Consider the following 25,161-nt stretch of genomic DNA (forward strand, 5'->3'; position numbering starts at 1 on the left):
GGCTACGCCGCCGGGCTACGCCGCCGGGCTACGCCGCCGGGCTACGCCGCCGGGCTACGCCGCCGGGCTACGCCGCCGGGCTACGCCGCCATATCGCACAGCTGCCGGCCGGGCGCGAACCCGTGCGCCGGATTTCCCCAAAAAAAGACGGGCCGGAACCTTGGTTCCGCCCCTATACGATCAAGGCTGCGCCGTCGATTTCGCCGCTGCGCCTTCCTGGGCCTTCCACTGCTTGCAGGCATTGTACAGGCCCGTATAGTTTTTTTTGACGTACTCCACGACCCGTTCCTGCTTGCTGGACGGTTGGCGCTTGTGCAATTTCAGAGGCTCCATCGTACTCTCCCTCGCAAAATAAAATAAACAACGAAAGCATTTATATGCGGTTCGGCGCGCCAATATGCTTGTCCGTAGTTAAAAACAGGCGTGTGACGGCACAAAAAAGGCTGTCCCACCAGGGGAAATCCCCACTGAGTCAGCCCGCAGCTGCATAAGTTGTACGAATTGTACTCTATGGTTATGGTCCACAATCCGAAGCCAAGTCCAATCCGCGACATTCCAAACCTCGTTATTTCAAAAACAGATCCGCCACTTCCCGCCAATTGTTGACGCGCGGATAGCGGGTTTCTTCGATGTTGTGCGAAGCCGTATACAGAATGCCTTGCCCCCGGAAGCGCTCGAATTGGTAGGCGTGGTCGTCGATCAGATAGTCGGCGTTGATGATGCTTTTGTCGCCGCAGAACACGATGTGGGTGTTCGGGATGAAGTCGAAATGCTCCTTCAGCCATTCGTACTTGGCGGCGAACGAAGCCGGTACCTCCATGGCGGCGGTGGCGATGAAGATTTCGTACCGGGATTGCAGCTCCCGGATCACGTCCTGGCTGTCCGGTATCACTTTCAGATCCCGCAAAAAGGAGGGGTCCTCGAAATATTTCGATACTTCGGAGCCGCACTTGGCGACGTGGCGCAGCTTTTTGCCGCGGAGGTCGTCTACGGTGAGGCAGTCCGCGTAATCCCGGTTGTAGCACTCGAGCATTTTGCCCAGCGTGTCCCCCATAACTTCGTCCATATCAATTGCGATGCGTGGTTTGACGGCGTCCATCCGGCATGCTCCTATCCTGTTGTTGTACCTCTATGCTAGCCGTAAACGAAGGCAAGGTCAATGGATATTGGGTACCGCGCAGGCCCGCATATGCCGGCAGACCTTGGCGCGTGGGAGGACGGACGCATAGTGCTTGGCCGAAAGGCGTGATATAATACCAAAGAATGGGTCGTGATTCAATATAGGGGAAACGGCAAGACAATCGCACAGAAGGATCGGAGCCGTGACATATGAAAGTAATCCTTGTTGATGATGAGCGCTTGGCTCTTGAAGTTATGGGGAGATTGATCGGGGAAATCGATAGCTTCGAGGTCATCGGCAAGTATACGAACCCTCATCAAGCCTTGGAGGCCATCACTCGCGAGGAGCCGGACGTGGCGTTTCTCGATATCGAGATGCCCGAGATTAACGGAATCCAACTGGCGGAGCGAATACGCAGCCGGCTGCCTTCGGTGAAGATCGTGTTCGTGACCGCCTACGACAATTACGCAGTCAAAGCGTTCGAGCTGAGCGCAATCGACTATCTGCTGAAGCCGGTGAAGCGGGAGCGTCTGGCCGAAACGGCCAAGCGGCTCTTCGAGAAAACGGAGAAAGCGGCCGTCCCTGTTCCGGACAGTCAGCTCCTCATCCGGTGTTTCCAATCGCTGCAGATCGAGCTGCCCGCAGGCTCGGCGGAGCAGGCCGCGATTCGCTGGAGAACGTCGAAGGCGCAGGAGCTGTTCGCTTTTCTGGTCCATCAGCGGGGGCAACTGGTCAGGAAAGATACGCTGCTGGATATGTTATGGCCGGAAGCGGATTGGAAGAAAGGGTATACCTTGCTGTACACGGCGGTGTACCAGATTCGTAAAATGCTGGAGAACGCCGGGGTCAACATGCGCATTTTAAGCTATGACGAAGGCTACCAGCTTGAGATGAACCAGGCGAAGCTGGACGTCGCGGACTGGGAGCACGGCCTGCGCGAAGCGCCCCCGATCTCGGCCGCGACGCTGCCGGAGCATCGGAGCTTGCTGGAGCTGTACCGCGGCGATTATATGGCAGACAACGCCTATATCTGGGCGGAAAGCGAGCGCCAGCGGTTGAGGGTGCTTTGGATTCAGCACGCGATGGCGGTAGGGGAATATCTCATCGCCTGCAAAAATTACGCGGAAGCGATTGCGCTCCATCTCCGGGTCCAGTCGCTCTATCCGTACATGGAGCAAACCTACTTCATCCTGATGCAGCTGTACGAAGCCGCAGGGGACCGCGGCTCCGTCGAACAGCAGCATAAACGTCTGGAAGAGATGCTGCGCGGGGAGTACGGTACCCAGCCGCAGGAACCCGTCCGCCTCTGGTACGAGAGCTGGAAAAGCAAGAGCTGAACAGTTGCCTCCGCGCGGCCTACCTCTTGGCGGGCTTGATGAGAACGGTGCCGAGCGCATAACGGCCGTCGGCTCGTTTCCCGTCGCTTGCAAACTCGACCCCGGGTTTCCCGGATTGCGGATCGAGAATGGCGGCGTTTACCGTGTACGTGCCTTCCTGAAGATGATCCGGGATCGGCAGCGCATAGGAGGCTTCGTGCTCGCCGGGAAGCCACTTCCGAATATCGACATCGGTCCGGACGGCGGCCACAATCGCCCCTTGTCCGTCGGCAAGCGACAGCTCGAGCGGCCAATTGTAATAAAACGGCGCCACTCCCCGGTTGTTTACCGTAAGCGAAATAGGCAGACTTTTGCCGGGCGTCGCTTCTTTCTCGTGCGTTTCTTTCGTCAAAACGAAGCGGTAGCCGATCGTTTTCAGAAAACGGTCGATGTTCGGCTGAATCGCTGCATCCTTCTCCCGGTAAGGTGCGCTGGGCCCCATCCAGGTAACATGCGTCAGCCGGGCTTGCCGCAGCGTCTCCTCAATCACGCTGTCCTTAAAATACGAGCCGCTGGAAAACTCGCCGCCGCTCGGCGAAGTCGCCCAGAAATCGGGCATCGCCGGCTCGTCTTCGTCCGTCAGCCAAGATTTATATCCTTCCGTATACCACTTCAGAAAGCCGTCGATCGTCGATTTCGATTTTCCGAAGGCGTCGTTATACAACCCCATCTTATGATCGAGCGCGACCTGATGCGGACGCCTCATAAGCAGATGCTTGTCCGGAAACGCGCGGACGTAATGCTCGGCGTACTGGTCCGAGATGTTCCGTTTCGGAAACGGAATGAAGCCCTGATCGTCGTCCCGCGTATGCCACTCGCCCCAATGGCCGAGGCTGCCGAGCTGGATGAAGGCGATCTGCGGATCTTGGTTATACCGCTCTCCCAGAGCGTTCAGCAGCCGCTCGTGGTTTTGCATCAATGCGGGATGACCGTAATCCGGGCTGAAGCCTTTGCCGTAATCGCTATCGTACCAATCCCCTTTTTGGCCGATTTCTTCATACAGCCAATCCGGTATATCCATATGCGACTGCTCGCGGGGGTAGTCGAGAATAACACGCAAAATGAGATGCACGCCTTTCTGCTTCCAGAGCGCAAAGTTAAACCGTTTCTCAATCCCATCAAACGCGTACTTTCCTTTCTCCGGCTCCAGTTCCCGCCACGAGAGATTGGCATGAGCGAGCCGGAACGGCTGCACGGCATTGTCGTATTTGGCATCGACCGCGAACCCCATATACGGATTGGCAAGCACGAGGTCGGTTTCGGCCGGCATATAACTGACGGCATTGATTTTTGTATCGGCGCGAAGATGATTGGTGATCAGCAGACCGGACAGGCCGGTGGCGGCGATCAGGACGGCAACGAGTACATAACGTCGGGTCAAGTGCAAGGGAAATCCTCCATCCATGAGTGCGTGTAGTTCTACCATTATATATCGACTCGGGAAAATCTGGCTATACAGGAAACTCGTTCAGTTTTTGTTCAGATCGATGTCGTACAATCACATTCATTGTCGAAATATTACGGGCGAAGAAGTGGTGATTAACTTGAGAGTACTGGTAACAGGAGGCTACGGATTCATCGGATCTTTTGTAGCCGAACGGTTTTATAAGGAAGGATATGAAGTCTCGCTTATAGACAGCATGTCCTCGGGGGACAAGAGCAATATTACCTTCAAGCACAAAAGCTATATCGTCTCCATCGAAGACCGCAAATGTGAAGAAATATTCCGGAGCACCAAGTTCGATGTGGTCGTTCATCTGGCCGCGCAAGTAAACGTATCGACCTCGCTTGACAATCCGCGTTTGGATACGAAATCCAACGTTCTCGGGCTCTCCAACATTTTATCTCTGTCGCACAAGTATGGCGTCAAAAAGTTTATTTTCGCCTCCTCGGCCGCCGTATACGGGGAGAACGACCGGCTGCCGCTCGCGGAGTCGGAGGAGTGCGAGCCGATTTCCCCGTACGGATTGAACAAATGGATCGGGGAAACCTACTGCCGGAAATGGCAGGACATCTACGGGCTGGAGACGATTTGCTTCCGATTCTCTAACGTGTACGGCCCCCGCCAAGGAAGCGTCGGCGAAGGGGGAGTCGTGTCGATTTTTACCGAACGGGCGCTCCATGCGAAGGAATTGATCGTATTCGGCGACGGAGGCCAGACGCGCGATTTCATTTACGTGGAGGATATCGCCGATGCCATTTACCGCGCCTCGTATTCGAGTCTCACCGGGGTGTACAACTTATCCACGAACAGTGAGACGAGCGTGAACGAGTTGGTCGACACGCTCCAGTCGCTGCATGGATCGATTCCCGTTACCTATAAGGACGGCCGCTCCGGCGATATTTACCGATCGGTGCTCGACAATTCGCGGATCAAGAAAGATCTGGACTGGGCGCCTAAATATTCGCTGAAGGAAGGGCTGGCCCGGACGTACCGGTGGTTTGCCGATGAGCATAAGCGCTCGGAGGAGCGGCAAGCCGACGTGAAGAGGGACTCCTCCCCGATTTGGACGTCGGTCAAAAAAGTGCTTCCTTATGCGGAGAATGCGCTGGCGTTCGGGGTTACCGCCTGGATCACGCTGTCGCTGCAAAACGGCATGTACGATATTCTCGATTTCCGGCTGATCTACATTATCCTGCTCGGCATTCTCTACGGAAACCGCCAGTCGCTTATAGCCGTCGCACTGTCCGTCGCGCTTTATATCTACCAGCAGTTGGACAACGGGCGCGAATTCGTGTCGCTGCTTCACGATACCGAGTTCTTTTTCCATACCGCCGTTTATTTGTTCATCGGCCTCGTCGTCGGTTACGCCATCGAGCGCAAAAACCTCGCGCTGCGCAATATGAAGCGGCGGACGGAAACGACGGAGGAGAAGTACGCGTTCCTGAACGACATCTACACGGAGACGCGGCTGGTGAAGGACGAGCTCCAACTGCAGGTGATGAACAGCAGCGACAGCTTCGGCAAAATCTACTCCGTTACGAAGGAATTGGAAAGTTTGGAGCCCGAAAGCATCTTTAACTCGACCGTCAGCGTTGTCGAATCGATTATGAGAGTGCAGGTCGTATCGATTTATACGGTCAACAAATACGGGAACTATCTTCGTCTCGTAACCCGCTCGGGCTCGGGCGATTATGAGATCGCCAAATCGATCAAGGTGGAGGACGTCGATTTCGCCAGGCACGTGCTGCACGACAAGAAGCTGTTCGTCAACAAGAAGCTTCAGGCCGACGCTCCGCTGATGGCCGCGCCGGTGTGGAACGGAAGAGAAGTGGTCGCGGTTGTCGCGTTGTACGGGATGAAATTCGACCATTTCACGTTGTACTATCAGAACTTGTTCAAAATTACGGTCGACCTCGTATCCTCCGCTTTGTCCCGAGCGCTCTCCTTCGTGGAGGCAACGGAAAACGTGAGGTACATCGACGGCACGCCCGTTCTGAAGCCCGACGTATTCCATGACATTCTCGTAAGCAAACGGATCGGCAGAGCGAAGCATGGGACCGAATACGTGCTGTTGTCCGCCGGAGAGGGCAATGAGCTGACCATCGACTTGTCCCATCTGATCTCCGGCTCGCTGCGCGAAACGGACTATATCGGGATTGGACCGGGCGGGGAGCTGATGGTGCTGCTCAGCAACTCCAGCTTGGCGGATGCGGCCTTCGTCCTGGAACGGCTGCAGAAGAACGGCATTACCCTAACGGTTGCGGAAGAGGAAGCGGAGTATGTTTGAGATCGCATGGCTCGTCTATATCGTCGTATGCGGCATCGTGTTCGGAATCGTTTACCGGCACGACAGAAGAGAAGGGTGGACCCGCTTTGCGCTGGCCGCCTCGCTGCCCGTCGTCGGCTTCCTGCTGCCTCTATTTCGCTCTCGCCGCAACAGAGCAAATCAAGCGCGTCCGGTCGAATCCGGGATGTTCGATCATTTCAGCATCCGGAACGAGGAGCACTCCAGTCTTTACGACAGTCCGGATACCGTCAAGGAATTGAACGTCGTACCGCTGGAGGAAGCGCTGCTCGTCAACGATTTTTCCACCCGGCGGAGGGTGATGATCGATCTGCTCAAGCAGGATTCCCTCGACTATCTGGAAGTTTTGCGGCTGGCGGTCAGCAATGAAGATACGGAAACCTCCCACTATGCGGTCAGCGCCATTACGGGCATCAAAAGCAAACTGACACTGACGCTTCAGCAATTGTCCGTCCAATACGAGGAGAACAAGGACGATTCATATTTGCTCCGCTCCTATGCGGACGTATTGAAAAACTATATGCGCAGCGGATTTCTCGATGAACGGACAATTTCCAAACACCGGTATACGTACTCGGCTGTGCTGGCCCGCCTGCTCGAGCTGGAGCCGGAGTCGGCCGAGGCGTATGCCGAGAAGATCGAAATGGATCTGGAGCTGGGCGAATACGCTTCGGCCGAAGCGTGCGCGGAAAGCTTTCTGCGGCATTGTCCGCATGATGAGAACGCCTATTTATGCCTGATGAACGTATATTTCACCGTCCAGTCGATCGAGAAGCTGAAGGACACGCTGGACCAACTCAAGCAATCTCCGATTCGTTTGTCGAACGAGGCATTAACAACCGTGAGATTCTGGTCGGAAGGAACATGAGATGGATACGAAAGTGAAATTGAGACGAAACGTGTATATCATTATCGCGGGTGTAGTGCTGCTTGCGCTGGCGATTCAGTTAACAAGCTCGGAGTACGTCCTGCAGTTCAGCAGGAACGAAGCGGTGCAGGCCCAAGCCGGGACATGGAAGCCGGAGTTCGTGGACAAAGCTTCCCTCGCCTCTTCCGGCTCTCCGTATTGCATCGCGTACGAAGGTTCAGAGTCGTACAGCGCCGATATCAAACATCAGGCGGAGCAAACGCTGATATATATGAAGAAGCCGTTCCGGTCTTTTGATCTAAACGGGGGAACGTTCCAGCCCGACTCCTGCGCGGCCGTCATTGTCGCCACGGAACGGCTTGAGCTGCTCGGCGGAGACGGAGCGGCTCTCGCCGGTTATGTGGAGAACGGGGGATATGTGTTTCTGGCGGACAGTCCCGAATTAAACGATACGTTTTACCGTTTATACCGAAAGCTGGGCATCGTCGCCGCCAGGAGCACCGGGCTTTCGAGGGGCATTGTGCTGACCTCGAACGTGTTAATCGGCGAGAAGGGGCTAGTCACTGAAGATCCGATTATTGCTAATACATCCGTAATCGTTGAACTGGACGACAAAAGCCGGTTACTGGCGAAATCGACCGAAGGCATTCCCCTGCTGTGGGATTATTCCTACGGCAAAGGGAAGTTCATGGTATTTAACGGGTCGATGATGAGCGGGAAAGTAAACCGGGGTTTGCTGGCCGGTGCACTCAGTATGCTGGAGCCGGACTTTATCTACCCGATCTTCAATTCCAAGATCTTTTATATCGATGATTTCCCCGCTCCGATACCAAGAGGAATCGACGACGACATCTTTCGTGACTACCGCCGCGACATTCCCGCTTTCTTCAAAGAAATCTGGTGGCCGGATATGCTGAAGGTGGCCAAACGCTACGATGTCAAATATACGGCGGCGCTTATCGAATCGTACAATGACCGGGTAGAGCCGCCCTTTCATGCGCCGATCGACGCGGATTTGAAAGGACTTCTCGGCTACGGCCGCGAAGTGCTCAAAAGCGGAGGAGAGATCGGCCTGCACGGCTACAACCACCAGTCTCTTCAGCGAAATCGTATCGTCGCCGACTGGTACGGCTACAGGAGCTGGAGGAATCCGGAGCATATGGTGGATTCGATCCGGGAAGCAGTCGAATTCGCAAGCAAAGCGTTTCCGGATTACAAGATGATCTCCTACGTACCGCCTTCGAACGTACTCAGCCCGGAAGGGCGGGAGGCATTGAAGAAAGGGTGGCCGGGCATGGCGGTCATTTCGTCCCTGTACGCTATAGATATGGAGAAACGCGAATATGCGCAGGAGTTCGAGGTGGCGCCGGACGGGATCCTGGAGATGCCGCGATTGACTTCGGGTTACTACGAGAAGCCGTTTGACCGCTGGATGATGGCGAACGGAATTACGCTGTTCGGATTTTTCTCCCATTTTATCCATCCCGACGACCTGCTCAGCGACGACCGCAGCAACAATATGTCTTGGGAAGAGCTGTATCGTGAATTCAATTCCATGCTGGAGAGATTGGACCGCGTCTATCCGTGGCTGAGGCACTCGACTTCCTCGGAAGCAGCGGTCGATGTGGAGGAAGTACTGACGAGCAAGGTTGATATCAGACGTCAGGGAGGCAAGATCAGCGGTACAATCGAGCAGCTCCGCACCGAGCAGCACTTCATTCTGAGAACAGAGCGGAGCATTCAAGATGTGTCAGGCTGCAAGGTGAGGAAGATCGACGATTCCGCTTATCTGGTCACGGCGGTTCAGGCCAACTTTGAAATAACATTGGGAGATTGAAAACTATGCGGATATGCATCATTGCAGAGGGTTCTTACCCGTATATAACCGGCGGGGTTTCCAGTTGGATTCACTCTCTGATGACGAGTATGCCGGAACATGAATTTGTCATCTATACGATCGGAGCGCAGGAGAAGCAGCGCGGCCAGTATAAATACAAGCTGCCTCCGAACGTCGTAGAAGTCAAGGAAACGTTTCTGGACGCTGTGCTCGACGAACCCGGGGGCAGCCGGAATGACGTCCGGCTCACCGTGGCGGAGAAGTCGTCGTTTCGTTCGCTGTTGTCCGGCGACGGAGAGGTCGACTGGGAGGGAATATTCACGCTGCTGCGCTCGGATCGGTTCGAGGTTGCCTCTGAATTTTTGATGAGTAAAGACTACTTCGACATTCTGGTCGAACTGTGCAGCGCCAAGTACTCGCAAATCCCGTTTACGGAAATGGTATGGATGGTCCGCTCGATGATGCTGCCGCTATTCCAAGCGGTGCGTCAGGATATCCCCGAGGCGGATCTGTACCACAGCGTCTCGACGGGTTATGCCGGTGTGGTCGGCGCGCTCGCCAAGCATCTGTACGGCAAGCCGTACCTGCTGACGGAGCACGGCATCTACTCCCGGGAGCGGGAAGAGGAGATCATCAAGGCGGACTGGGTCAAAGGGTACTTCAAGGACTTGTGGATCGAATATTTCTACCGGCTGTCCGGCTGCGCCTACGATTATACCGACCGGGTTGTCACTTTGTTCAACCGCAACCGGGAAATCGAGATGGAGCTGGGCTGCGATCCGGATAAGATCGAGATTATTCCGAATGGCGTGAACGATCAGGACTATGCGGATGTCGCACAGATGCCTCCGAAGGAGGAGACGAAAATCCGTATCGGCGCGATCGTCCGCATCGTGCCGATCAAGGATATCAAGACGATGATCCACAGCTTCGCGCTCGTGAAGATGCAGGTGCCGAATGCGGAGCTGTATATCATGGGGCCTGCGGAGGAAAACGACGAGTACTACGAGGAATGCTTGCAGCTCGTGGAATCGCTGCAGGTGGAGGACATTATCTTTACCGGCTCGGTCCGCATCAAGGATTACTTGGGACGGATGGATCTCATGCTGCTGTCGAGCGTAAGCGAAGGGATGCCGCTTGCGGTGATGGAGGCGATGGCGAGCGCAAGGCCGGTCGTGACGACCGACGTCGGCAGCTGCCGCGAGCTGTTGTTCGGGCGGGACGACGGGCTCGGTCCGGCCGGCATCGTCGTGCCGGTCATGCACTACGATCAGATGGCCGGCGCAGTCGTCCGGCTGTGCATGAGCCGCGCCCTGCGCGAGCAGATGGGACGCAACGGGCTGGAGCGCATTCGTCTGCACTACACGCACCGGAAGTTTATCGACAGCTACAAGCGGCTGTATGCATCCTTTGAGGAGGTGAGACCATGGCGGGCATAGGTTTTGAGCTGAGAAAGCTGTTCCGGGACCAGGGACTGCTGAGCAGCATCCGGGCATACGGCTATTCGTCGCTGACGACAGTCGGGCCGATGGTGCTGTGCATCTCGATGATTCTTCTGATGCAGTGGCTGATGACGTGGACCGGAGCCGCCTATTTGGAGCAGGAGCTGTTTCTGGCGACGGTCGTCTACTGTTTCATCTTCTCCGTGCTGATTACGGGAGGGCTGTCGCTCCTGCTCACCCGGTTTATCGCGGATATGATGTTCGAGAAGAAATACGAGCATATGCTCTCTTCGTTTTACGGAGCCGCGGCCGTATGCTTGCCGCTCGGCGCGGTTTGCGCCTGGCTGTTCCTAAGCGGCGTTACGCAGGGATTCGGCTACAAGGCGGCTACTTTCATTTTTTTCTCGGAGTTGATTGTCATCTGGCTTCAGACGGTTCACTTGTCGGCTCTGAAAGATTACAAACGGATTGTTCGCAATTTTTTGTACGGCGTAGCCATTTCGGTTTTGGGCTCGTGGCTTGTTCTTGCCTTTACGCCTTTCAAAAGCGCGACGGCCGTACTTACGATGATGGCCATCGGATTTTTTGTGATCGTTCTGCTCTCGGCTCGTCATTTCGAAGAAATGTTCCCGCCGAAATCGAGTCGTCTCTACTTCAGCTTCCTGAAATATTTCCGGAAGTACCCGGCTTTATTCGGGATCGGCACCTTTTTTTACTCCGGGGTTTACATACACAGCTTCGTTTATTGGTTTGGGCCGCACGGAGTAAGCGTCGCGAATCAGTACGTCATTTCCCCGTTTTACGATTTGCCGGTTTTTTACGCTTACTTAACGATCATTCCTACACTGGTGGCGTTCGTCGTATCGATGGAGACGTCCTTTTATGAAAAATATCGAGAGTATTACGACAAAATTTTGAACGGCGGCACCTATGTTGAAGTGAACCGGGCCAAACAAGCGATGCAGCAAACTTTAATGCAGGAGATCAGTTTTATTATGGAGCTACAATTATTGTTTACGGTAATTTCGATCGCGCTCGGGATTAAGCTTCTGCCGATGATCGGATTCACGATGGTCCAGCTCGATACGTTTATAACGCTTGTGCTGGGTTATTATTTGTTCATCATCGCTTATATTGTCATGTTGCTGATGCTGTATTTCGACGATCGAAAGGGTGCGCTCGCGACAAGTTTTCTGTTCGTCGTGCTGAACGCTGCTCTGACCATCTGGACGATGAATACGGAAAACCACGGATTCGGCATGTTTATCGCTTCGGCTCTGACGCTGGCGGCTGCTCTCGCCCGCTTGTTGACTTACGTCCGGAATATCGATTACTACACGTTCTGCTCACGGCCGCTTGCGCTTACTTCCAGGTTGATGGGACGCGAACGCGGAATGAAACCTCCCTTCTGGGGACAGGGCGGAGGCAAAGCGGCCGCAACTGTCGTTTCGGTTCTTGTATTGTCTGTTGTACTAGCCGCCTGCTCAGAGGAGAGTGGGGAACCGGTCAAGTCGACCACTCCCGCAGCTTCGGTGGTTCCCGCTATGACGTCCGAGCGGTTCATCGATGACAAGCGGCTGTACGAGCGCGATGATGATACTTCGATCATCCCTTTGTATTTGACGATAATGCCCGACAATAAACACGAGAGCGACCCTCTAAACTGGTACCAACTGAACCGGCTCACCAGCAGGATGGAGGAAGGTGAGCTTAAAGTTATCGTCCAGGAAGGAGCTGCCGACGGAAGTGGTCCCTTACAGAACTTGTTTGGATACGGGACAACGGACGCCAACGCAAAAGTAACCATACGTGGCAACTCGACTCGATACGCTTCGCAGCGTTCGTACAAAGTCAGGCTGAACAACCAGGCCGGGCTGTGGCGCGATCAGCGCGTTATCAACCTGGTCAAGCACTATTATGATCCGTCGCGATTGAGGAACAAACTGAGCTTCGACCTTATGGAGACGCTGCCGGACATAGCAAGCCTTCGCACCCAGTTCGTCCGGCTGTATGTGAAGGACTTATCCGAGCCGGGAAAAGCAAGTAAGTCTTTTATCGATTACGGTCTGTACACCCATGTGGAAAATCCGAACGAAATGTTTTTGAAAAACCATTGGCTTGATCCGAATGGGCAGCTTTACAAAGCGTCGATGTTCGAATTTTTCCGCTACCCCGAAGCTTTGAAGTCGCAATCCGATCCGAGCTACAACAAAGAAGCGTTTGAGAAAGTGCTCGAGATTCAGGGCCGGGAAGACCACGACAAGCTGCTCAAGATGCTGGACGATGTAAACGATATGACGATCTCTATTCAAGACGTCATGTCCAAGCATTTTGATCTGGACAATTATTTGACCTGGCTGGCCGTCAACATTCTGATGGACAATATGGACACGAATACTCAGAACTTCCTGTTGTACTCCCCGCTAAATTCGGACAAATGGTACTTCGTCCCGTGGGACTATGACGGCGGATGGGAGCTGGAGCTCGAAAGCAGCAGCTATTCGAACGGGATCAGCAATTACTGGGGAACCGTGCTGCACAACCGTTTTTTCCGCAGCCAGGAAAACGTCAATTTGTTGAAAAACAAAATGGAAGAGCTGTATAAAACGATCAACAACGAGTCTGTAGCGCAAAGGATTGAACGATATCGTCCTGTGGTTGAAACGTTCCTCCGCCGCTCGCCGGATAAAGACTTCTCTCCGATCCGGACAAGCCAGTTGGAAGTCGAATTGAAACGGATCGTGGAAACGCCGAGCCGTTCGATAGCCCGCTTTCAGGAGGATCTGCAGAAACCGAAGCCGATCTTCCTCGGCGACGTGGTCCAGAACGGCCAGCAGCTTAGCTTCACCTGGGACCATTCGTTCGATCTGCAAGGGGACGACTTGTACTACGACTGGTCAGTAGCCAAAGATCCGGCGTTCACCCAGATTGTCGGCCAGCAATCGAACTTGACGACAACGAAGCTGACGATCGACAAGCCGAAGCCGGGAACGTATTATTGGAAAGTGATAGTCCGCGACAAAAACGGCAACAAGCAAGTCGCCTTCGACTCGTATGAGGACGAGAAGGGCGATCCCTACTATGGAATCAGGCAGATAAAGGTGGAGTAGACGTGCAATTTCTCGGACGAAAGCTACGGCATGAGTTGAAGTATTACATTAACCCGCATGAATATGTCGCGCTTCGCCAGCGGATCTCGTCGCTGCTTACGCTGGACAAACACTCCGGAGCGTCCGACGGGTACTGCGTGCGCAGTCTCTACTTCGACGGGCCGCACGACCATGCGCTGTATGACAAAAATAACGGAGTGTTCAGCCGCGAGAAATATCGGATACGCGTCTATAACGGAAGCGACCGGGTCATCAAGCTGGAGCGCAAAAGCAAATACGGGGATTACGTATGCAAAGAGTCGGCGTCCTTAAGCCGCGACGTGTACGACCGTCTGCTCGTAGGGGACGGATCGGTCCTGAGGGATGCGACTGTCCCGCTCCTGAAAGATTTCTACATGGCCGTCGAAATGCGCGGATTCCGCCCGGCGGTCATCGTCGATTATATCCGGGAAGCGTACATCTACGAATATGAGGACGTCCGCATCACCTTCGATAAGAAGCTGTCGGGAGCCGTGAATACGTACGATCTGTTTGATCCGAATCTGGCCCTCGTCGAGGCGCTGGAGACCGGCCGGACGATTATGGAGGTCAAATTCAACGCCTTCTTGCCGGAATCGGTACGGCTGCTCGCGCAGCCTCACGCTCATAACCGGTCCGCGATCTCGAAGTACGTCATCTGCCGTGAGCTGGGGATCAAACATTTCACTCCGTAACGATATGGAGAATCAGGCGAGAGGAAGATTGCAGTGGGGGATTCTACTAATTTTCAGGATTTATTCAAGAAAAGCGTGCTTCATCTGGAGGCGTTCCGGAATGTATCCTACATCGACGTCATCATCGGACTGGCCGTCGCTTTCGGGCTCGGGCTGTTTATTTTCTACATCTACCGGAAAACGTTCCGGGGTGTCGTCTACAGCTACAACTACAACGTCACGTTCGTGCTGATGACGATGCTGACGGCGCTGATTATCATGACGATCAGCACGAATATCGTCTTGTCGCTCGGGATGGTCGGCGCGCTCAGTATCGTCCGGTTTCGGACGGCGGTCAAAGACCCGCTCGATACGATCTACATGTTCTGGGCGGTATCGGCGGGGATCGCCACGGGTGCGAAGCTGTACCCTGTCGCCATTATCGGCTCGGCCGCCGTCGGCCTGGCCATGATCTGGCTATCGAGACGGAAAGTGAGGGAGCAGCCATACCTGCTCATTATCCGCCATTCCGAATCGGCAACCGACAGCGTACGCGAACACATTCGCAAATTAAACTATCATCTGAAGTCGAAAACGGTGCGCAAAGATTTTACCGAGCTGACGCTGGAGCTGAGGCTCCGGGACGACAATACGGCGTTCGTCAGCGAATTGTCCGATGTGGAGGGCGTCGTCGACGTTGCCTTGATCAACTATACGGGCGATTACGCGCAGTAACGTCAAGGGGAAGCGATCTGGATCGTCCGGGTCGCTTCTTCCCATATTACCTTCTCGCCGAGGGCTTCTCCAATGAAGCGCAGCGGGACGAACGTCGTTCCGTCCAGCAGCAGGGGCGGATGGCTAAGCTCTGTCCGCTTGCCGCCGATCGACGCTTCGGCGCTGCCGATCGCGATGCGGACGGTTTTGCCTTTGCGGATCGTCACCTCCGCGGAGTCCGGGTCCCAGCCGATGTCGGCCCCGAGCGATTCCGCTATCGCGCGCAGCGGCACGTACGTCGCGCCGTCGATCACTTCCGGACGCTGGGAAAAGAACTGCTCCTTGCCATCGATATAGAGGCGGGGGGCTTTTGTTTTCTCGCGGATTCCGATCAGGCCGAAGGCCGGCGAAGCGCAGACCGCATCCCCGGAAGGCACGGCGGTACACTGCACTTTGTCGCGAATCCTTTCCCATTCCAGAACGTAGCGCTGCCGCCCCGTTTCGGTAAGCGAATACCAGTTCGAGGCGTCATCTTGAAAGTAGATATGATTCCCCGCATCCGTTTGCAGCGTATCCGGCAGTACTCTTCTGTTGCCGTCCGGCTTATACGTCCACGTGATCTTGCCGTTCTCTTCCTTTACTACTCCGTTTTCCGTTACTTTCAAGCCGGTCGGAGCGTCCGTTTTCGGACTCGGCGACTTGCTCGCCGGGACCTTCTCGCCGGAAGGCAGCACCGCGTTAGTCCTCCCGGCGGCCTGGTAGTAGAACTTGTTGTCGGCGGAGCCGATCAACTGCCCCGGGGCCTGCTCGAGCAGCCTCCAGACTATGTCAAATTGGTCTGCGCCCCAAAGCGTGGCGGCGGACGCCGGTGCCGAGACGGCCGCCGAATGGGGCGAGCGAAATTCGAGTTTGCGGATCGTCTCGGACGTCTCGGGAGCCGCATAGGCCGCAGCCGGTACCAGAAGAACGAGGAGTAGGGAAGGAAGCTTTAACAGTCGGGCCGTTTGCATGGGAATCATCCTTAGTTGGGTAAGTGTACTTGTCTTTCCATCATAATGGATATTGGAGGAAACAACAATCGCCCTCCGGCGGCTGGCTGCTTGCGGCCCGCAGCCGGCGCGGGAGATTGTCATCCTGGAGAATAGGGCCGGATCGTAAGCTGGTGTTTCGTTACATTTTTAATTCGCCGGGAGTCACCCCCCAATACTTGCGAAACACTCGAATGAAATGACTCGTATCTTTATAGCCGAGCTGCAATGCCGCATCCGAGACGCTGCTGCCTGCGATAAGCAGCGATTTGGCACGCTCCATTTTCCGGACCATCACGTAATCGGTGAACGATTGCCCGACGGCTTGCTTGAACATCCGGCTCAAGTGGGAGGAGTTGACGTGCAGCCGATCGGCCATCGTGTAAAGCGTTATGTTGCCGTCGATCTCTTTTTCCACGATATCGGTTATTTGTTTAATCAGAGGGTGGATATCGGACTTTTTGGCGGAACGCCGGTACTCGATAACCTGTTGGACCGCTCGCCGCATGAGGTCATAACCATGTTCTTTCCTGAAAACGGCTTGTATATTTACGAAAGCGTCGTATTCGCCGTCGAGTACGGTCTGTACGTTCCATCCTTGGCGATTGCAGACGCGAACGAACAATCCGCAAATCATAAGCATGTTTACGCGTGCTTCGTCCAGGTTCGGAATACGCTCGATCCGTTCGACCCACCATTCCTCCAGCGCCGCAAACGCTTTGGCACGGTCCCCCGTTTCCAGACCGATTTCCAGTTCCGTCTCCCAATGCGTGTTCGTTCCGGACGAATCGGTTGAATCGTGACGCAAATGCCTCGCCGGGGTCTCCCGGTGAAAAGTAGTGTCGTAGCAGACTTCGATCGTCACGTCCTCCGGTTTATCCGCATGCTCCTGTGCGCCAATCCGGATGATCCGGGACGACCGGTCAAAATACCAGGTGTTGCGCGCCGAACCGGTTTCCGGCGGATGGACCGTTTCCTCGGCTAAGCTTCCGTCTACCGTCACTTGCAGCGGCTTGGCCGGAACATGAATGTACAGATCGTAGCTGCGTCTGCACGGCATTCCCTCGTAATGACCCTTCCGGGTACCGATCCGAACCTTTGTTCGCTTATCCGTCGTCCGGCAGCTTATTTTCGTTTCGGCAACCCGATGCTCCATATACCCGTAAGTTATCCCATCGTCTTCCATGAGAACATATTCGCTTTCGCCGTACGGGTACAGGTGGAGACCGATGGTCTCCGGCTGCTTCGGTCCGATATGGCTCATCTCCGGCCATACGGGGATAATGGCGCCTCCTTTGACGAACAACGGTCCGCCGGCCGGCGGTACCGCCGCATATTCCAACTGTTTCGGACCCGTATGCCGTTCGCCGGTCCAATAGTCGAACCAGACGCCTTCCGGCAAATAAACGGTACGGGTATATGCGGCTACGAGAAGCGAACCCCCGAACATATACTGATGCTGCAGCTCGTCCGCATGCGGATCATCGGGAAAGGCCAATGGCATTGCGCGAAGGATCGGCATACCGGTGCGGGCGGCGTTGTGAGCGGCTGAATAAATATAGGGCAGCAGACTGTAGCGCAATTTGGCATACGTTCGGAACGTTCGCAGCAGTTCGTGTTCCAGCAAGCACGGATGGCGCCAGTAAGCCCAGCTGTTCACCTGCGACCAGGGCTGCAATAAACCGAAGTGGATACCCTCGGGCGTAGAGACGTCCATATCCTCGGTAGTATGGACATGACCGGACATGCCATGATTGAGCATAGAGACGAGAGCCGGTTGCTGATCGGAAGTACCGGCCCATGTGGCGGCGTATCTTTGCATACCCGCGTACCCGTTGGCCATATAGATCATCGATCGCAAACCCGTCTGCTCTTTATACCCCAGATGCAGCTGCTTGGCGAGCAAAATCGGATACAGATTGTGCATCTCATCGTCGCTCATCCCGTTGCCCCACCTTCGTCCGGACGTTTCCAGCCCGAAGGGCGCACCGCTCAGCTTGAATGCGCTCACGCCTTGATCGACGAACTTCCGCAAATGATCGTACCAGGGCGCTTCGTTAAACGCCAGGATTGCGCTCGACGCCGACAACGAACGCTCTTCCTCTATGCTCAAGTCATGCGTGCAGGTAAGCCATAAGCTAAGCTTAAAGCCGAGCTTGTCCAGTGCGCCGATAAACGTATCGGATTTTTTGGAGTAAGGAGGGAGGGCAAATCGTTCCGGATGCCAGTTTTTATGAACGGATTCGCTGGGTGAATCCATCCAGCCCGGTTCGAGCCCGATCGTATCGCAAGGAATACCCGCCCGGCGGAAATTGAGCGCATCGTCCACCATCTCGCGCGCATTGACTTGCTGGTGGCATACGTAAGTCAGGCCATAAGCCCAGACGGGCAGCAGTAACGGCTTTCCGACCACGCCGGTATAGCGGTCCAGCAGCTCGGCATAGGAGTCGCCGACAAACAGGAAGAAGTCCAGCTTCCCGCGGGTCCCCTGGAATGTCAACAGGTCGCGCTGCGCATGGCCGATATCGATCTCGTGACACCAGGTCGTGTTTATGAATAGCCCCCATTTCCGGCTGCTCATTAGAAATGGAACGGGGGCGTAGCGGTGTACATTCTCGATCCGCATCTCGGCGCGATGTCCCCGGTGCTGAATGCGATCTCTCTTCACATCGCCGAGCCCGTATATCCGCTCCCCGTCTGCCAGCGTGAAATGAGCGCCGAATCCTTGGGCGGCATCGGACCAGGGGCGTTCGGCCTGGCACGTCAGCAATTCGCCGCGTTCATTGCACAAAGAAAGACAGCCGTTCCGCGTATCGACCGTAAGCGCCGCTTTGTCCGTTCGGATTGTGAAGCAGGACCGTCGTATTCCAGCACGTAGTCGCACGAACTGCGATGTAAGACGATACCGTAACGTTCGAGGACGGATTCCGGAAAGTCGTTCGTTTCATGAAGGCGAATCCGCAGCGTACCGGGGGACACCGAATCTACGCGCAAATAGCCGCCGCTGGCCATTTCAAATACGATTCCGTTCGATTTTGCGCTCAACTCGCTATGCCTCCTATTCAAACAGTCATCGATATCCTATTGATTGCAATCGATCGTCCTACGAAATGTATGCGGTTCCATATACAATGATTGTAATTCCACGAAAGCAAAGAAAGCAATAAGGAAGGTCATTCATGAAAGGAGGCAACGTCCCATGAAACGAAACATGTCCGAAAAAATGTCCAGAAGAACGATTCTTGCCACTTTGGGAGCGGCCGGCACTGCTGCCGTTAACGGCGCGGCGCGGATTGACGCGGCAGGGACTGTAGTGTAAAGGATTCGGAGATTCCAAATATTTTCGCAAAGGGGATAAGGGAGATGGCTCAAAAAAACGGGAAAGCGAGCGAGGCGGCACTGTTGTCGCTCCTACTGGCAACCGGCATGACGACGGCATGTGGAAGCGGAAAGGAAGGACAGGAAGGAAAAACAAACGAACCTCCGCAAGAGCCGGTAGAGCTGGTCCTGTATTATCCGTTTATTAACGATTGGGACGAAGAAGGATTGAATCAATTGTTGGGGGAGCCGCTCATTTAAGGAGCAGACGGGGCGCAGACCGATGATTTATACGGCAGGCGGATTTGCAGGGATCCAGCAATATGCGGCCACTTGGGCAGGGGACACCGGCGGAGGACCGAAGCCACTCGTATCGCTGCTGAATCTCGGGTTGTCCGGACATGTCAATACAAGCTGCGACATGGAGGTGTTTACTCCGGCCGGTCTCCACTTCGGGTTTTTGCAGCCATGGTCGCAGGTGAACAGCTGGGCCTACTGGCGCCATCCGTGGCTGCTGGATAAGAAGATGCTGGCTATGTTCAAGATGTACGCGAAGCTGCGGTATCGTCTTCTGCCGTACATTTATTCAGCGGCGCATGCTGCCGCTCGTACGGGAATGCCGATTATCCGCGCTATGCCGCTCGCGTATCCGAACGATCCGAAGTCGGACGACCTGCTCGGACAGTATATGTTCGGCGATTCCTTCCTCGTCGCCGCTTTTACGGACGAAGTCTATTTGCCGGAAGGCGAGTGGATCGATTACTGGACGAAGGAGCGGTACACGGGCTCGCAAACTGTCGCCTGCAAGATCCCCGCATACGCGGGAGGAGCATTATTCGTTCGCGCCGGAGCTATCATCCCCGAATGGCCCGAAATGGACTACGTTGGAGAGAAGTCTGTCGAACGTTTAGGGGTGCTGGTTTACCCGCATGACGCCAGCAATTTTACGCTGTATGAGGATGACGGGACGACTTTCCTTTATGAGGAGGGGAACGTTGCCGAGACGCGGATCGAATGCCGGCAGCAACAGGATGCCGTCGTTCTGCGAATAAGTCCGCGAACCGGAATGTATGAGGGAATGTCGGCGAAACGCAGCTACGATATCCTGATCCATTCGGATACGAAGCCCGCCTGCATTGAAATCAATGGGGCGAGGCTGCCGGAACGAGTGGAGAAGAGTAATCGGGACGATGTCTCTTGCGGCGTCGAGGGAGAAGGCTGGGTTTACGATCGAAGCATGCGTACGGTTCGGCTGATTGCCGAGGAAGATGAACGGAAGAAGGACGTTGTAGAAATCGTAGTTGTTTCTTGAAGGAATAAGCAGTGGCAGCAGACCGATGCGGCGATGACCGCATCGGTCTTTGATCGTGCTGGAACAGATAAGGAACTGTAGTGCGTTCAAGCCAGAAACTCGAGTTGACATTCGTATCATAATATGTCATTATGACATTATCAAAACCACAATTTGAAGGAGACGCTCATGCATCCGACCGACGAGATCGAGAACGAATCCAACTATACGCCCGCCAAATACCGGACGCCGGACGGGGCCCCCTCCGATATCGTCATGTTTACGATCACTTCGGAGGACAAGGGGACGGGCAAGAAAGCTTTGCCGGACCGCAAACTGGAGGTGCTGCTCATCCAGCGCAAAAAATGGCCGTTCGAGGGCCAATGGGCGCTGCCCGGCGGGTTTAGCGACGAGAACGAGAGCATGTACGATTGCGCGCGGCGCGAGCTGATGGAGGAGACGAGCGTAGCCGACGTTCATCTCGAGTATTTTAACGTGTACAGCGAACCGAACCGCGACCCGAGGGGCTGGATCATCTCCCACGCCTTCTTCGCACTTGTGCACGAGCGCTACTTGGCTGACCGCAAAGCCCAGGACGACGCGGCGGACGTCCGCCTGTTTCCGGTGGAGGAGGCGCTGGCCATGGAGCTGGCCTTCGACCACGGCCGCATTGTGCGGGACGCGCTGGAGAGAGTCCGGGCCAAGATGCGGACGACGACGATTGCGAAGGAGTTTTTGCCGGACGAATTTACGATCGGGGAATTGTACCAGGTGATCCGCACCGTCGTACCGGATTTTGAGGAACCGAACTTTATCCGCAAAATTACGTCGACCCGGAGCCGGTATGGCTTGCTGGAAGAAGCGAAGGATGAGCAGGGCAAGCCGAAGCAGTCGAACCGCTATTCGCAGCGCGCCGCCCAGTTGTACAGGTTTACCGGTTTTGTGCCGGAGCTGTCGATTTATGGATAAACAGCTGCGCTGCAAAGAGCAGTAGAGCTGCAACAAACACGGAACGATAAAAACGATCTTCCCAACAGGAGGTAATCCTATGAAAGCCTTAATCGTCATCGACTATACCATAGATTTCGTCGTAGGCAAGCTGCCGTGCGGACAGCCGGCGATCGATATCGAAGACCGCATCGCAGAGCTCGCGGAGTCGTTCGCGGCGCAAGGAGACTGGGTCGTTATGGCCGTCGATCTTCATGAGGCGGGAGACACGCTTCACCCGGAGCACAAACTGTTCCCTCCGCACAACATCCGGGGAACGGATGGAAGGAATCTGTACGGCAAGCTGGATGACGTATACCGCCGCAACCGCGATGCCATGTACTGGATGGACAAGACGCGGTACAGCGCGTTCTGCGGCACGGATCTGGAGCTGAAGCTGCGCGAGCAGGGGATTCGGGAGCTGCACCTGGTCGGTGTCTGCACCGACATCTGTGTCCTGCACACGGCGGTGGATGCGTACAACAAAGGGTTCGGCATTGTCGTCCATACGGATGCGGTCGCAACATTTAACCCTCCCGGTCACGACTGGGCGCTCGGCCATTTCCAGGGCTCCCTCGGCGCTACGCTGCTAAGCGGCGGCCAGCCGGTTCCGGATTGATTCCGGGAGCCGACATCAAGAATCCGTCCGGATCGAACTGTCCGGCACTCTACGGGGACCCCCCTGCCGAAAGGATGACAACCGATGAACTACGGGGATTTGACACTGCATACGGATAAATACCAGATCAACATGATCTACGCACATTGGAAGCTGAACCGGCACAACCAGGTACGCGTGTTCGACGCTTATTTCCGCAAAAATCCGTTTAACAACGGGTACGCGGTATTTGCCGGGCTGGAGCGGATCGTTCATTATATCAACGCCCTGCGCTTCGACGAGGACGATATCGCCTACTTGCGCGAACAATCCGAAGGGTACGAGGAAGCGTTTCTCGACGAGCTGAAGCGGTTGAAGTTCACGGGCTCGCTCCATGCGGTGCCCGAAGGGACGGTCGTGTTCCCGAACGAGCCGATCATCCGCGTCGAGGCGCGCATCTTCGAAGCCCAGCTAATTGAGACGGCGCTGCTGAACTTCATGAACTACCAGACGCTGATCGCTACCAAAGCGTCCCGAATCCGCCGGGTCGCTCCCCGAGATATGCTGTTCGAGTTCGGAACGCGCAGAGCGCAGGAAGCGGATGCGGCAATCTGGGGATCGAGAGCAGCTTATATCGCCGGCTTCGACGGCACGAGCAACATGGAGTCGGGCAAGCTGTTCCGCATCCCGACCGTCGGTACGCATGCCCACGCTTGGGTGATGGATTTCGATACCGAGCTGGAAGCGTTCGAAGCGTTCGCGCAAGTTCATCCGGACCATGCGGTGCTGCTCGTCGATACGTACGATACGTTGAAATCGGGCGTCCCCCATGCGATCCGTGTAGGCAAGCAGCTCGAACAGCGCGGGCACAAGCTGAAAGGAATCCGGCTGGACAGCGGGGATCTCGCCTACTTATCCATCCAGGCCCGAAAAATGCTGGACGAAGCCGGTCTCGGCTATGTAACGATTACAGCGAGCAACGATCTGGACGAAAATCTCATCTTCGATCTGAAAGCTCAAGGAGCTCGCATCGATGCATGGGGGGTCGGCACGCAGTTGATTACCGCGGCGGACAATCCGTCGCTCGGAGGCGTATACAAGCTGGTCGCCCGCAAGCAAGGAGACGACTACGTGCCGGTTATTAAAATATCCGGCAATCCGGAGAAAATTACGACGCCGGGGATGAAAACCGTATACCGGATCGTCGGTCAGCACGGCAAAGCCGAGGGCGATTACATTGCGTTCGTGCATGAGCGGGTGAAGGAAGCGAAGAAGCTGAAGCTGTTTGATCCGGTACATACGTATTTGCAGAAGGATGTAACCGATTTTGAGGCTGTCGAGCTGCTCCAGCCCGTCTTCGAGGGCGGCAAGCAGGTAGGCCGTCTGCCGGGATTGGATGAGATCCGCGCTTATCACAACAACCAGCTTGACTTGTTCTGGGACCCTTATTTGCGCAAAATGAACCCGGAGCCTTATCCGGTCGACATGAGCGAGACCGTATGGAACACCAAGATGGATCTGATCGCGAAGTACAAATAGAGGTTGATCAAAAAGCACGCTTTTGATCACGAAGCAGATCAGGAAGACTGCTCGACATCGAATATGGAATTCAGCCGGAACTTCCGGTGCTCACGTAGTTCCCACTACCTCATTTCCTAGCTTCATCCCATCTTCTCGGTGCTGAAAACCGGACTTTTTGAACACGTACAAATAGGAATACAATCAGGCAGTCCGTTCGTTCGGCTCACCCGTCCCGGGTCAGCCCGACCTGCTGCTCGCTCCAAGCCCATAGCCGTTTCGCCGAGAGGGCATCGCTCGCTTTAGCGGATACAGCCGCGGGCTTTTTCTTGTAAAAATATTGTCCGCTAACCCCCGCGGCCTCGTCGCTCATCGCCAAATACAGCGCGGTCGACGCGCCTTGCGCAGGCGTCTGCATCCAAGGCTTCAGCAGTTTGTATGCGAACTTGCCGAAGCCGGTCTGCCGGTCCACTCCGAGATTGGTTGCTACGGCTCCGGGGTGTACGGCGTTAACGGCGATGTTCGTATCCTTCAACCGTTCGGCCAGCTCCCGCGTAAACAAAATGTTGGCCAGCTTGGATTGGCCGTAGCCGGCTACTACATGAAACCGTTTCGTCAGATGGGGGTCTTCGAACCGGATCGTACCCGCTTTGTGCGCTCCCGACGATACGATGACGATGCGGCCCTGGGGCGAACGGCGAAGGGCGGGGAGCAGCAGGTTCGTCAGCAGAAAGTGACCGAGGTGATTAACGCCCATCATCGCTTCGAAGCCGTCCGAGGTCGTATGCCTCCGGACCGTGACGACTCCCGCGTTGTTGACCAGCACGTCCAGCGTATCGAACCGGGCCAGATAACGGTCTGCGAACTCCCGGATGCTCGCCAGCGACCCGAGGTCGCATGTCATCGTTTCGATCGCCGTCGAGCCGCTCTGCCGTCCGGCCTCCCGTCTGGCGGTCTCCCCGCGTTCCGCGTTCCGACAAGCCATGACGACCCGGTATCCGCTCCGGGCCAGCCCGATAACCGTAGCCAGCCCCATGCCGGAATTGCCTCCGGTGACCAGCGCAATTTTTTGCCTCAATACACATCCCTCCCGTCTACTATACATATTCATCATAAAGTTCCGCTTGCCGGTTGTCTATCGGAGATCCAGCCCGGTGCCGGGCATCTTGGAAAAATGTTGAAGGCCTAAAAAATCGGCCGGACTACACATTTCGACAGTAAATTTCCGTCTAAAAAGTTGGTTCTTGTCGAAAGGGTAATATTTCCATTAAGTATTTTTTAAGGGAAAGATAGGGGGCGAAGGACTTGAGCGGATGCGGCGAATTAGGTGAAAATACCTTGTTTATCCCGGTGCGCTAGTCGTGCGGGAGTCGGAGCCGAGTAGGACGGGGGTTAGCATCGGCTGTAAAAGCCGAAGCTTTCGTTCTAGTTATTTATGCAATCTTAGTCTAAATTTAAATGAAAATTTATGTGAATACCCGACACACTTTGACAGTATTTACACCGCCATCGT

At 55.2% G+C, this 25,161-nt stretch carries 20 protein-coding genes; 13 read left to right on the forward strand and 7 right to left on the reverse strand.

Features of this window, described 5'->3' with window-relative positions; all coding sequences use genetic code 11:
• Positions 1–180: 180 nt before the first annotated feature.
• Both IDH45_RS19825 and IDH45_RS19830 read right to left on the reverse strand, forming a co-directional pair.
• Positions 181–333: a hypothetical protein gene (locus IDH45_RS19825; RefSeq protein ID WP_190929868.1), complete on the reverse strand. Its 153-nt coding sequence runs from the start codon at positions 331–333 to the stop codon at positions 181–183.
• 232 nt (positions 334–565) lie between these two features.
• Positions 566–1,099, reverse strand: coding sequence for a 5' nucleotidase, NT5C type (locus IDH45_RS19830; protein ID WP_190929869.1), 534 nt, complete (start codon positions 1,097–1,099; stop codon positions 566–568).
• A 230-nt stretch (positions 1,100–1,329) separates the two neighbouring features.
• Here IDH45_RS19830 and IDH45_RS19835 point away from each other — a divergent pair, with 230 nt between their 5' ends.
• Positions 1,330–2,457, forward strand: a complete 1,128-nt coding sequence (locus IDH45_RS19835) for a response regulator (protein WP_190929870.1) — start codon at positions 1,330–1,332, stop codon at positions 2,455–2,457.
• Between the two features lie 19 nt (positions 2,458–2,476).
• Here the strand turns inward: IDH45_RS19835 and IDH45_RS19840 are convergent, their stop codons facing one another.
• A complete protein-coding gene (locus IDH45_RS19840; protein ID WP_190929871.1) occupies positions 2,477–3,883 on the reverse strand; it encodes a DUF4832 domain-containing protein in 1,407 nt (468 codons plus the stop codon).
• 157 nt (positions 3,884–4,040) lie between these two features.
• Here IDH45_RS19840 and IDH45_RS19845 point away from each other — a divergent pair, with 157 nt between their 5' ends.
• The 7 genes from IDH45_RS19845 to IDH45_RS19875 are packed head-to-tail and all read left to right on the forward strand — an operon-like array spanning position 4,041 to position 14,929.
• Complete coding sequence (locus IDH45_RS19845; protein ID WP_190929872.1) at positions 4,041–6,227, forward strand: NAD-dependent epimerase/dehydratase family protein; 2,187 nt, start codon at positions 4,041–4,043, stop codon at positions 6,225–6,227.
• On the forward strand, positions 6,220–7,113 hold the full coding sequence (locus IDH45_RS19850; RefSeq protein WP_190929873.1) for a tetratricopeptide repeat protein: 894 nt from the start codon (positions 6,220–6,222) through the stop codon (positions 7,111–7,113). The genes IDH45_RS19845 and IDH45_RS19850 overlap by 8 nt, the downstream gene beginning before the upstream one ends.
• 1 nt (position 7,114) lies before the next feature.
• The gene (locus tag IDH45_RS19855; protein WP_190929874.1) at positions 7,115–8,950 is read left to right on the forward strand and encodes a DUF2194 domain-containing protein; all 1,836 of its coding nucleotides are present in this window, start codon (positions 7,115–7,117) and stop codon (positions 8,948–8,950) included.
• Between the two features lie 5 nt (positions 8,951–8,955).
• The gene (pelF, locus tag IDH45_RS19860; RefSeq protein ID WP_190929875.1) at positions 8,956–10,389 is read left to right on the forward strand and encodes a GT4 family glycosyltransferase PelF; all 1,434 of its coding nucleotides are present in this window, start codon (positions 8,956–8,958) and stop codon (positions 10,387–10,389) included.
• Positions 10,377–13,502: an exopolysaccharide Pel transporter PelG gene (gene pelG / locus IDH45_RS19865; protein ID WP_190929876.1), complete on the forward strand. Its 3,126-nt coding sequence runs from the start codon at positions 10,377–10,379 to the stop codon at positions 13,500–13,502. The genes pelF and pelG overlap by 13 nt, the downstream gene beginning before the upstream one ends.
• Positions 13,503–13,504: 2 nt before the next feature.
• The gene (locus IDH45_RS19870; RefSeq protein WP_190929877.1) at positions 13,505–14,215 is read left to right on the forward strand and encodes a polyphosphate polymerase domain-containing protein; all 711 of its coding nucleotides are present in this window, start codon (positions 13,505–13,507) and stop codon (positions 14,213–14,215) included.
• A 33-nt stretch (positions 14,216–14,248) separates the two neighbouring features.
• Complete coding sequence (locus IDH45_RS19875) at positions 14,249–14,929, forward strand: DUF4956 domain-containing protein (protein WP_317891242.1); 681 nt, start codon at positions 14,249–14,251, stop codon at positions 14,927–14,929.
• 2 nt (positions 14,930–14,931) lie between these two features.
• Here IDH45_RS19875 and IDH45_RS19880 read toward each other — a convergent pair whose 3' ends face one another.
• The 3 genes from IDH45_RS19880 to IDH45_RS19890 all read right to left on the reverse strand — a co-directional run bounded on the left by IDH45_RS19880 (position 14,932) and on the right by IDH45_RS19890 (position 18,981).
• Positions 14,932–15,918, reverse strand: a complete 987-nt coding sequence (locus IDH45_RS19880) for a copper amine oxidase N-terminal domain-containing protein (protein ID WP_190929878.1) — start codon at positions 15,916–15,918, stop codon at positions 14,932–14,934.
• Positions 15,919–16,078: 160 nt separating this feature from the next.
• Positions 16,079–18,727, reverse strand: coding sequence for a TIM-barrel domain-containing protein (locus IDH45_RS19885; protein ID WP_190929879.1), 2,649 nt, complete (start codon positions 18,725–18,727; stop codon positions 16,079–16,081).
• Positions 18,700–18,981 (reverse strand): hypothetical protein, encoded by a 282-nt coding sequence (locus tag IDH45_RS19890; protein ID WP_190929880.1) that lies wholly within the window; start codon positions 18,979–18,981, stop codon positions 18,700–18,702. The genes IDH45_RS19885 and IDH45_RS19890 overlap by 28 nt, the downstream gene beginning before the upstream one ends.
• A 318-nt stretch (positions 18,982–19,299) precedes the next feature.
• On the opposite strand from IDH45_RS19890, the gene IDH45_RS19895 reads away from it, so the two are divergent.
• From IDH45_RS19895 to IDH45_RS19915, 5 genes are all read left to right on the forward strand, one after another.
• Entirely contained in the window at positions 19,300–19,515 is a 216-nt protein-coding gene (locus IDH45_RS19895; protein WP_190929881.1) for a hypothetical protein, read from the forward strand.
• The gene (locus IDH45_RS35020; RefSeq protein ID WP_317891245.1) at positions 19,487–20,566 is read left to right on the forward strand and encodes a glycoside hydrolase family 31 protein; all 1,080 of its coding nucleotides are present in this window, start codon (positions 19,487–19,489) and stop codon (positions 20,564–20,566) included. Before IDH45_RS19895 ends, IDH45_RS35020 begins: the two co-directional genes overlap by 29 nt.
• Positions 20,567–20,734: 168 nt before the next feature.
• Positions 20,735–21,514: an NUDIX hydrolase gene (locus IDH45_RS19905; RefSeq protein ID WP_190929883.1), complete on the forward strand. Its 780-nt coding sequence runs from the start codon at positions 20,735–20,737 to the stop codon at positions 21,512–21,514.
• A 79-nt stretch (positions 21,515–21,593) separates the two neighbouring features.
• Entirely contained in the window at positions 21,594–22,151 is a 558-nt protein-coding gene (locus IDH45_RS19910) for a cysteine hydrolase family protein (RefSeq protein ID WP_190929884.1), read from the forward strand.
• Positions 22,152–22,235: 84 nt separating this feature from the next.
• On the forward strand, positions 22,236–23,669 hold the full coding sequence (locus IDH45_RS19915) for a nicotinate phosphoribosyltransferase (protein WP_190929885.1): 1,434 nt from the start codon (positions 22,236–22,238) through the stop codon (positions 23,667–23,669).
• A gap of 205 nt (positions 23,670–23,874) precedes the next feature.
• On the opposite strand, the gene IDH45_RS19920 is transcribed toward IDH45_RS19915, so the two are convergent.
• The gene (locus tag IDH45_RS19920) at positions 23,875–24,726 is read right to left on the reverse strand and encodes an SDR family oxidoreductase (protein ID WP_190929886.1); all 852 of its coding nucleotides are present in this window, start codon (positions 24,724–24,726) and stop codon (positions 23,875–23,877) included.
• Positions 24,727–25,161: the final 435 nt, after the last annotated feature.

Origin of the sequence: Paenibacillus oceani (assembly GCF_014705615.1) — a bacterium.
In the GTDB taxonomy this organism is placed as follows: Bacteria; Bacillota; Bacilli; order Paenibacillales; family NBRC-103111; genus Paenibacillus_AB; species Paenibacillus_AB oceani.

Excerpts from the sequence above, each read along its gene's own strand:
- IDH45_RS19825 (WP_190929868.1), bottom strand. The coding sequence starts at position 333 with ATGGAGCCTCTGAAATTGCACAAGCGCCAACCGTCCAGCAAGCAGGAA.
- IDH45_RS19830 (WP_190929869.1), bottom strand. The coding sequence starts at position 1,099 with ATGGACGCCGTCAAACCACGCATCGCAATTGATATGGACGAAGTTATG.
- IDH45_RS19835 (WP_190929870.1), top strand. The coding sequence starts at position 1,330 with ATGAAAGTAATCCTTGTTGATGATGAGCGCTTGGCTCTTGAAGTTATG.
- IDH45_RS19850 (WP_190929873.1), top strand. The coding sequence starts at position 6,220 with ATGTTTGAGATCGCATGGCTCGTCTATATCGTCGTATGCGGCATCGTG.
- IDH45_RS19855 (WP_190929874.1), top strand. The coding sequence starts at position 7,115 with ATGGATACGAAAGTGAAATTGAGACGAAACGTGTATATCATTATCGCG.
- pelF (WP_190929875.1), top strand. The coding sequence starts at position 8,956 with ATGCGGATATGCATCATTGCAGAGGGTTCTTACCCGTATATAACCGGC.
- pelG (WP_190929876.1), top strand. The coding sequence starts at position 10,377 with ATGGCGGGCATAGGTTTTGAGCTGAGAAAGCTGTTCCGGGACCAGGGA.
- IDH45_RS19880 (WP_190929878.1), bottom strand. The coding sequence starts at position 15,918 with ATGCAAACGGCCCGACTGTTAAAGCTTCCTTCCCTACTCCTCGTTCTT.
- IDH45_RS19895 (WP_190929881.1), top strand. The coding sequence starts at position 19,300 with ATGGCTCAAAAAAACGGGAAAGCGAGCGAGGCGGCACTGTTGTCGCTC.
- IDH45_RS19905 (WP_190929883.1), top strand. The coding sequence starts at position 20,735 with ATGCATCCGACCGACGAGATCGAGAACGAATCCAACTATACGCCCGCC.
- IDH45_RS19910 (WP_190929884.1), top strand. The coding sequence starts at position 21,594 with ATGAAAGCCTTAATCGTCATCGACTATACCATAGATTTCGTCGTAGGC.
- IDH45_RS19915 (WP_190929885.1), top strand. The coding sequence starts at position 22,236 with ATGAACTACGGGGATTTGACACTGCATACGGATAAATACCAGATCAAC.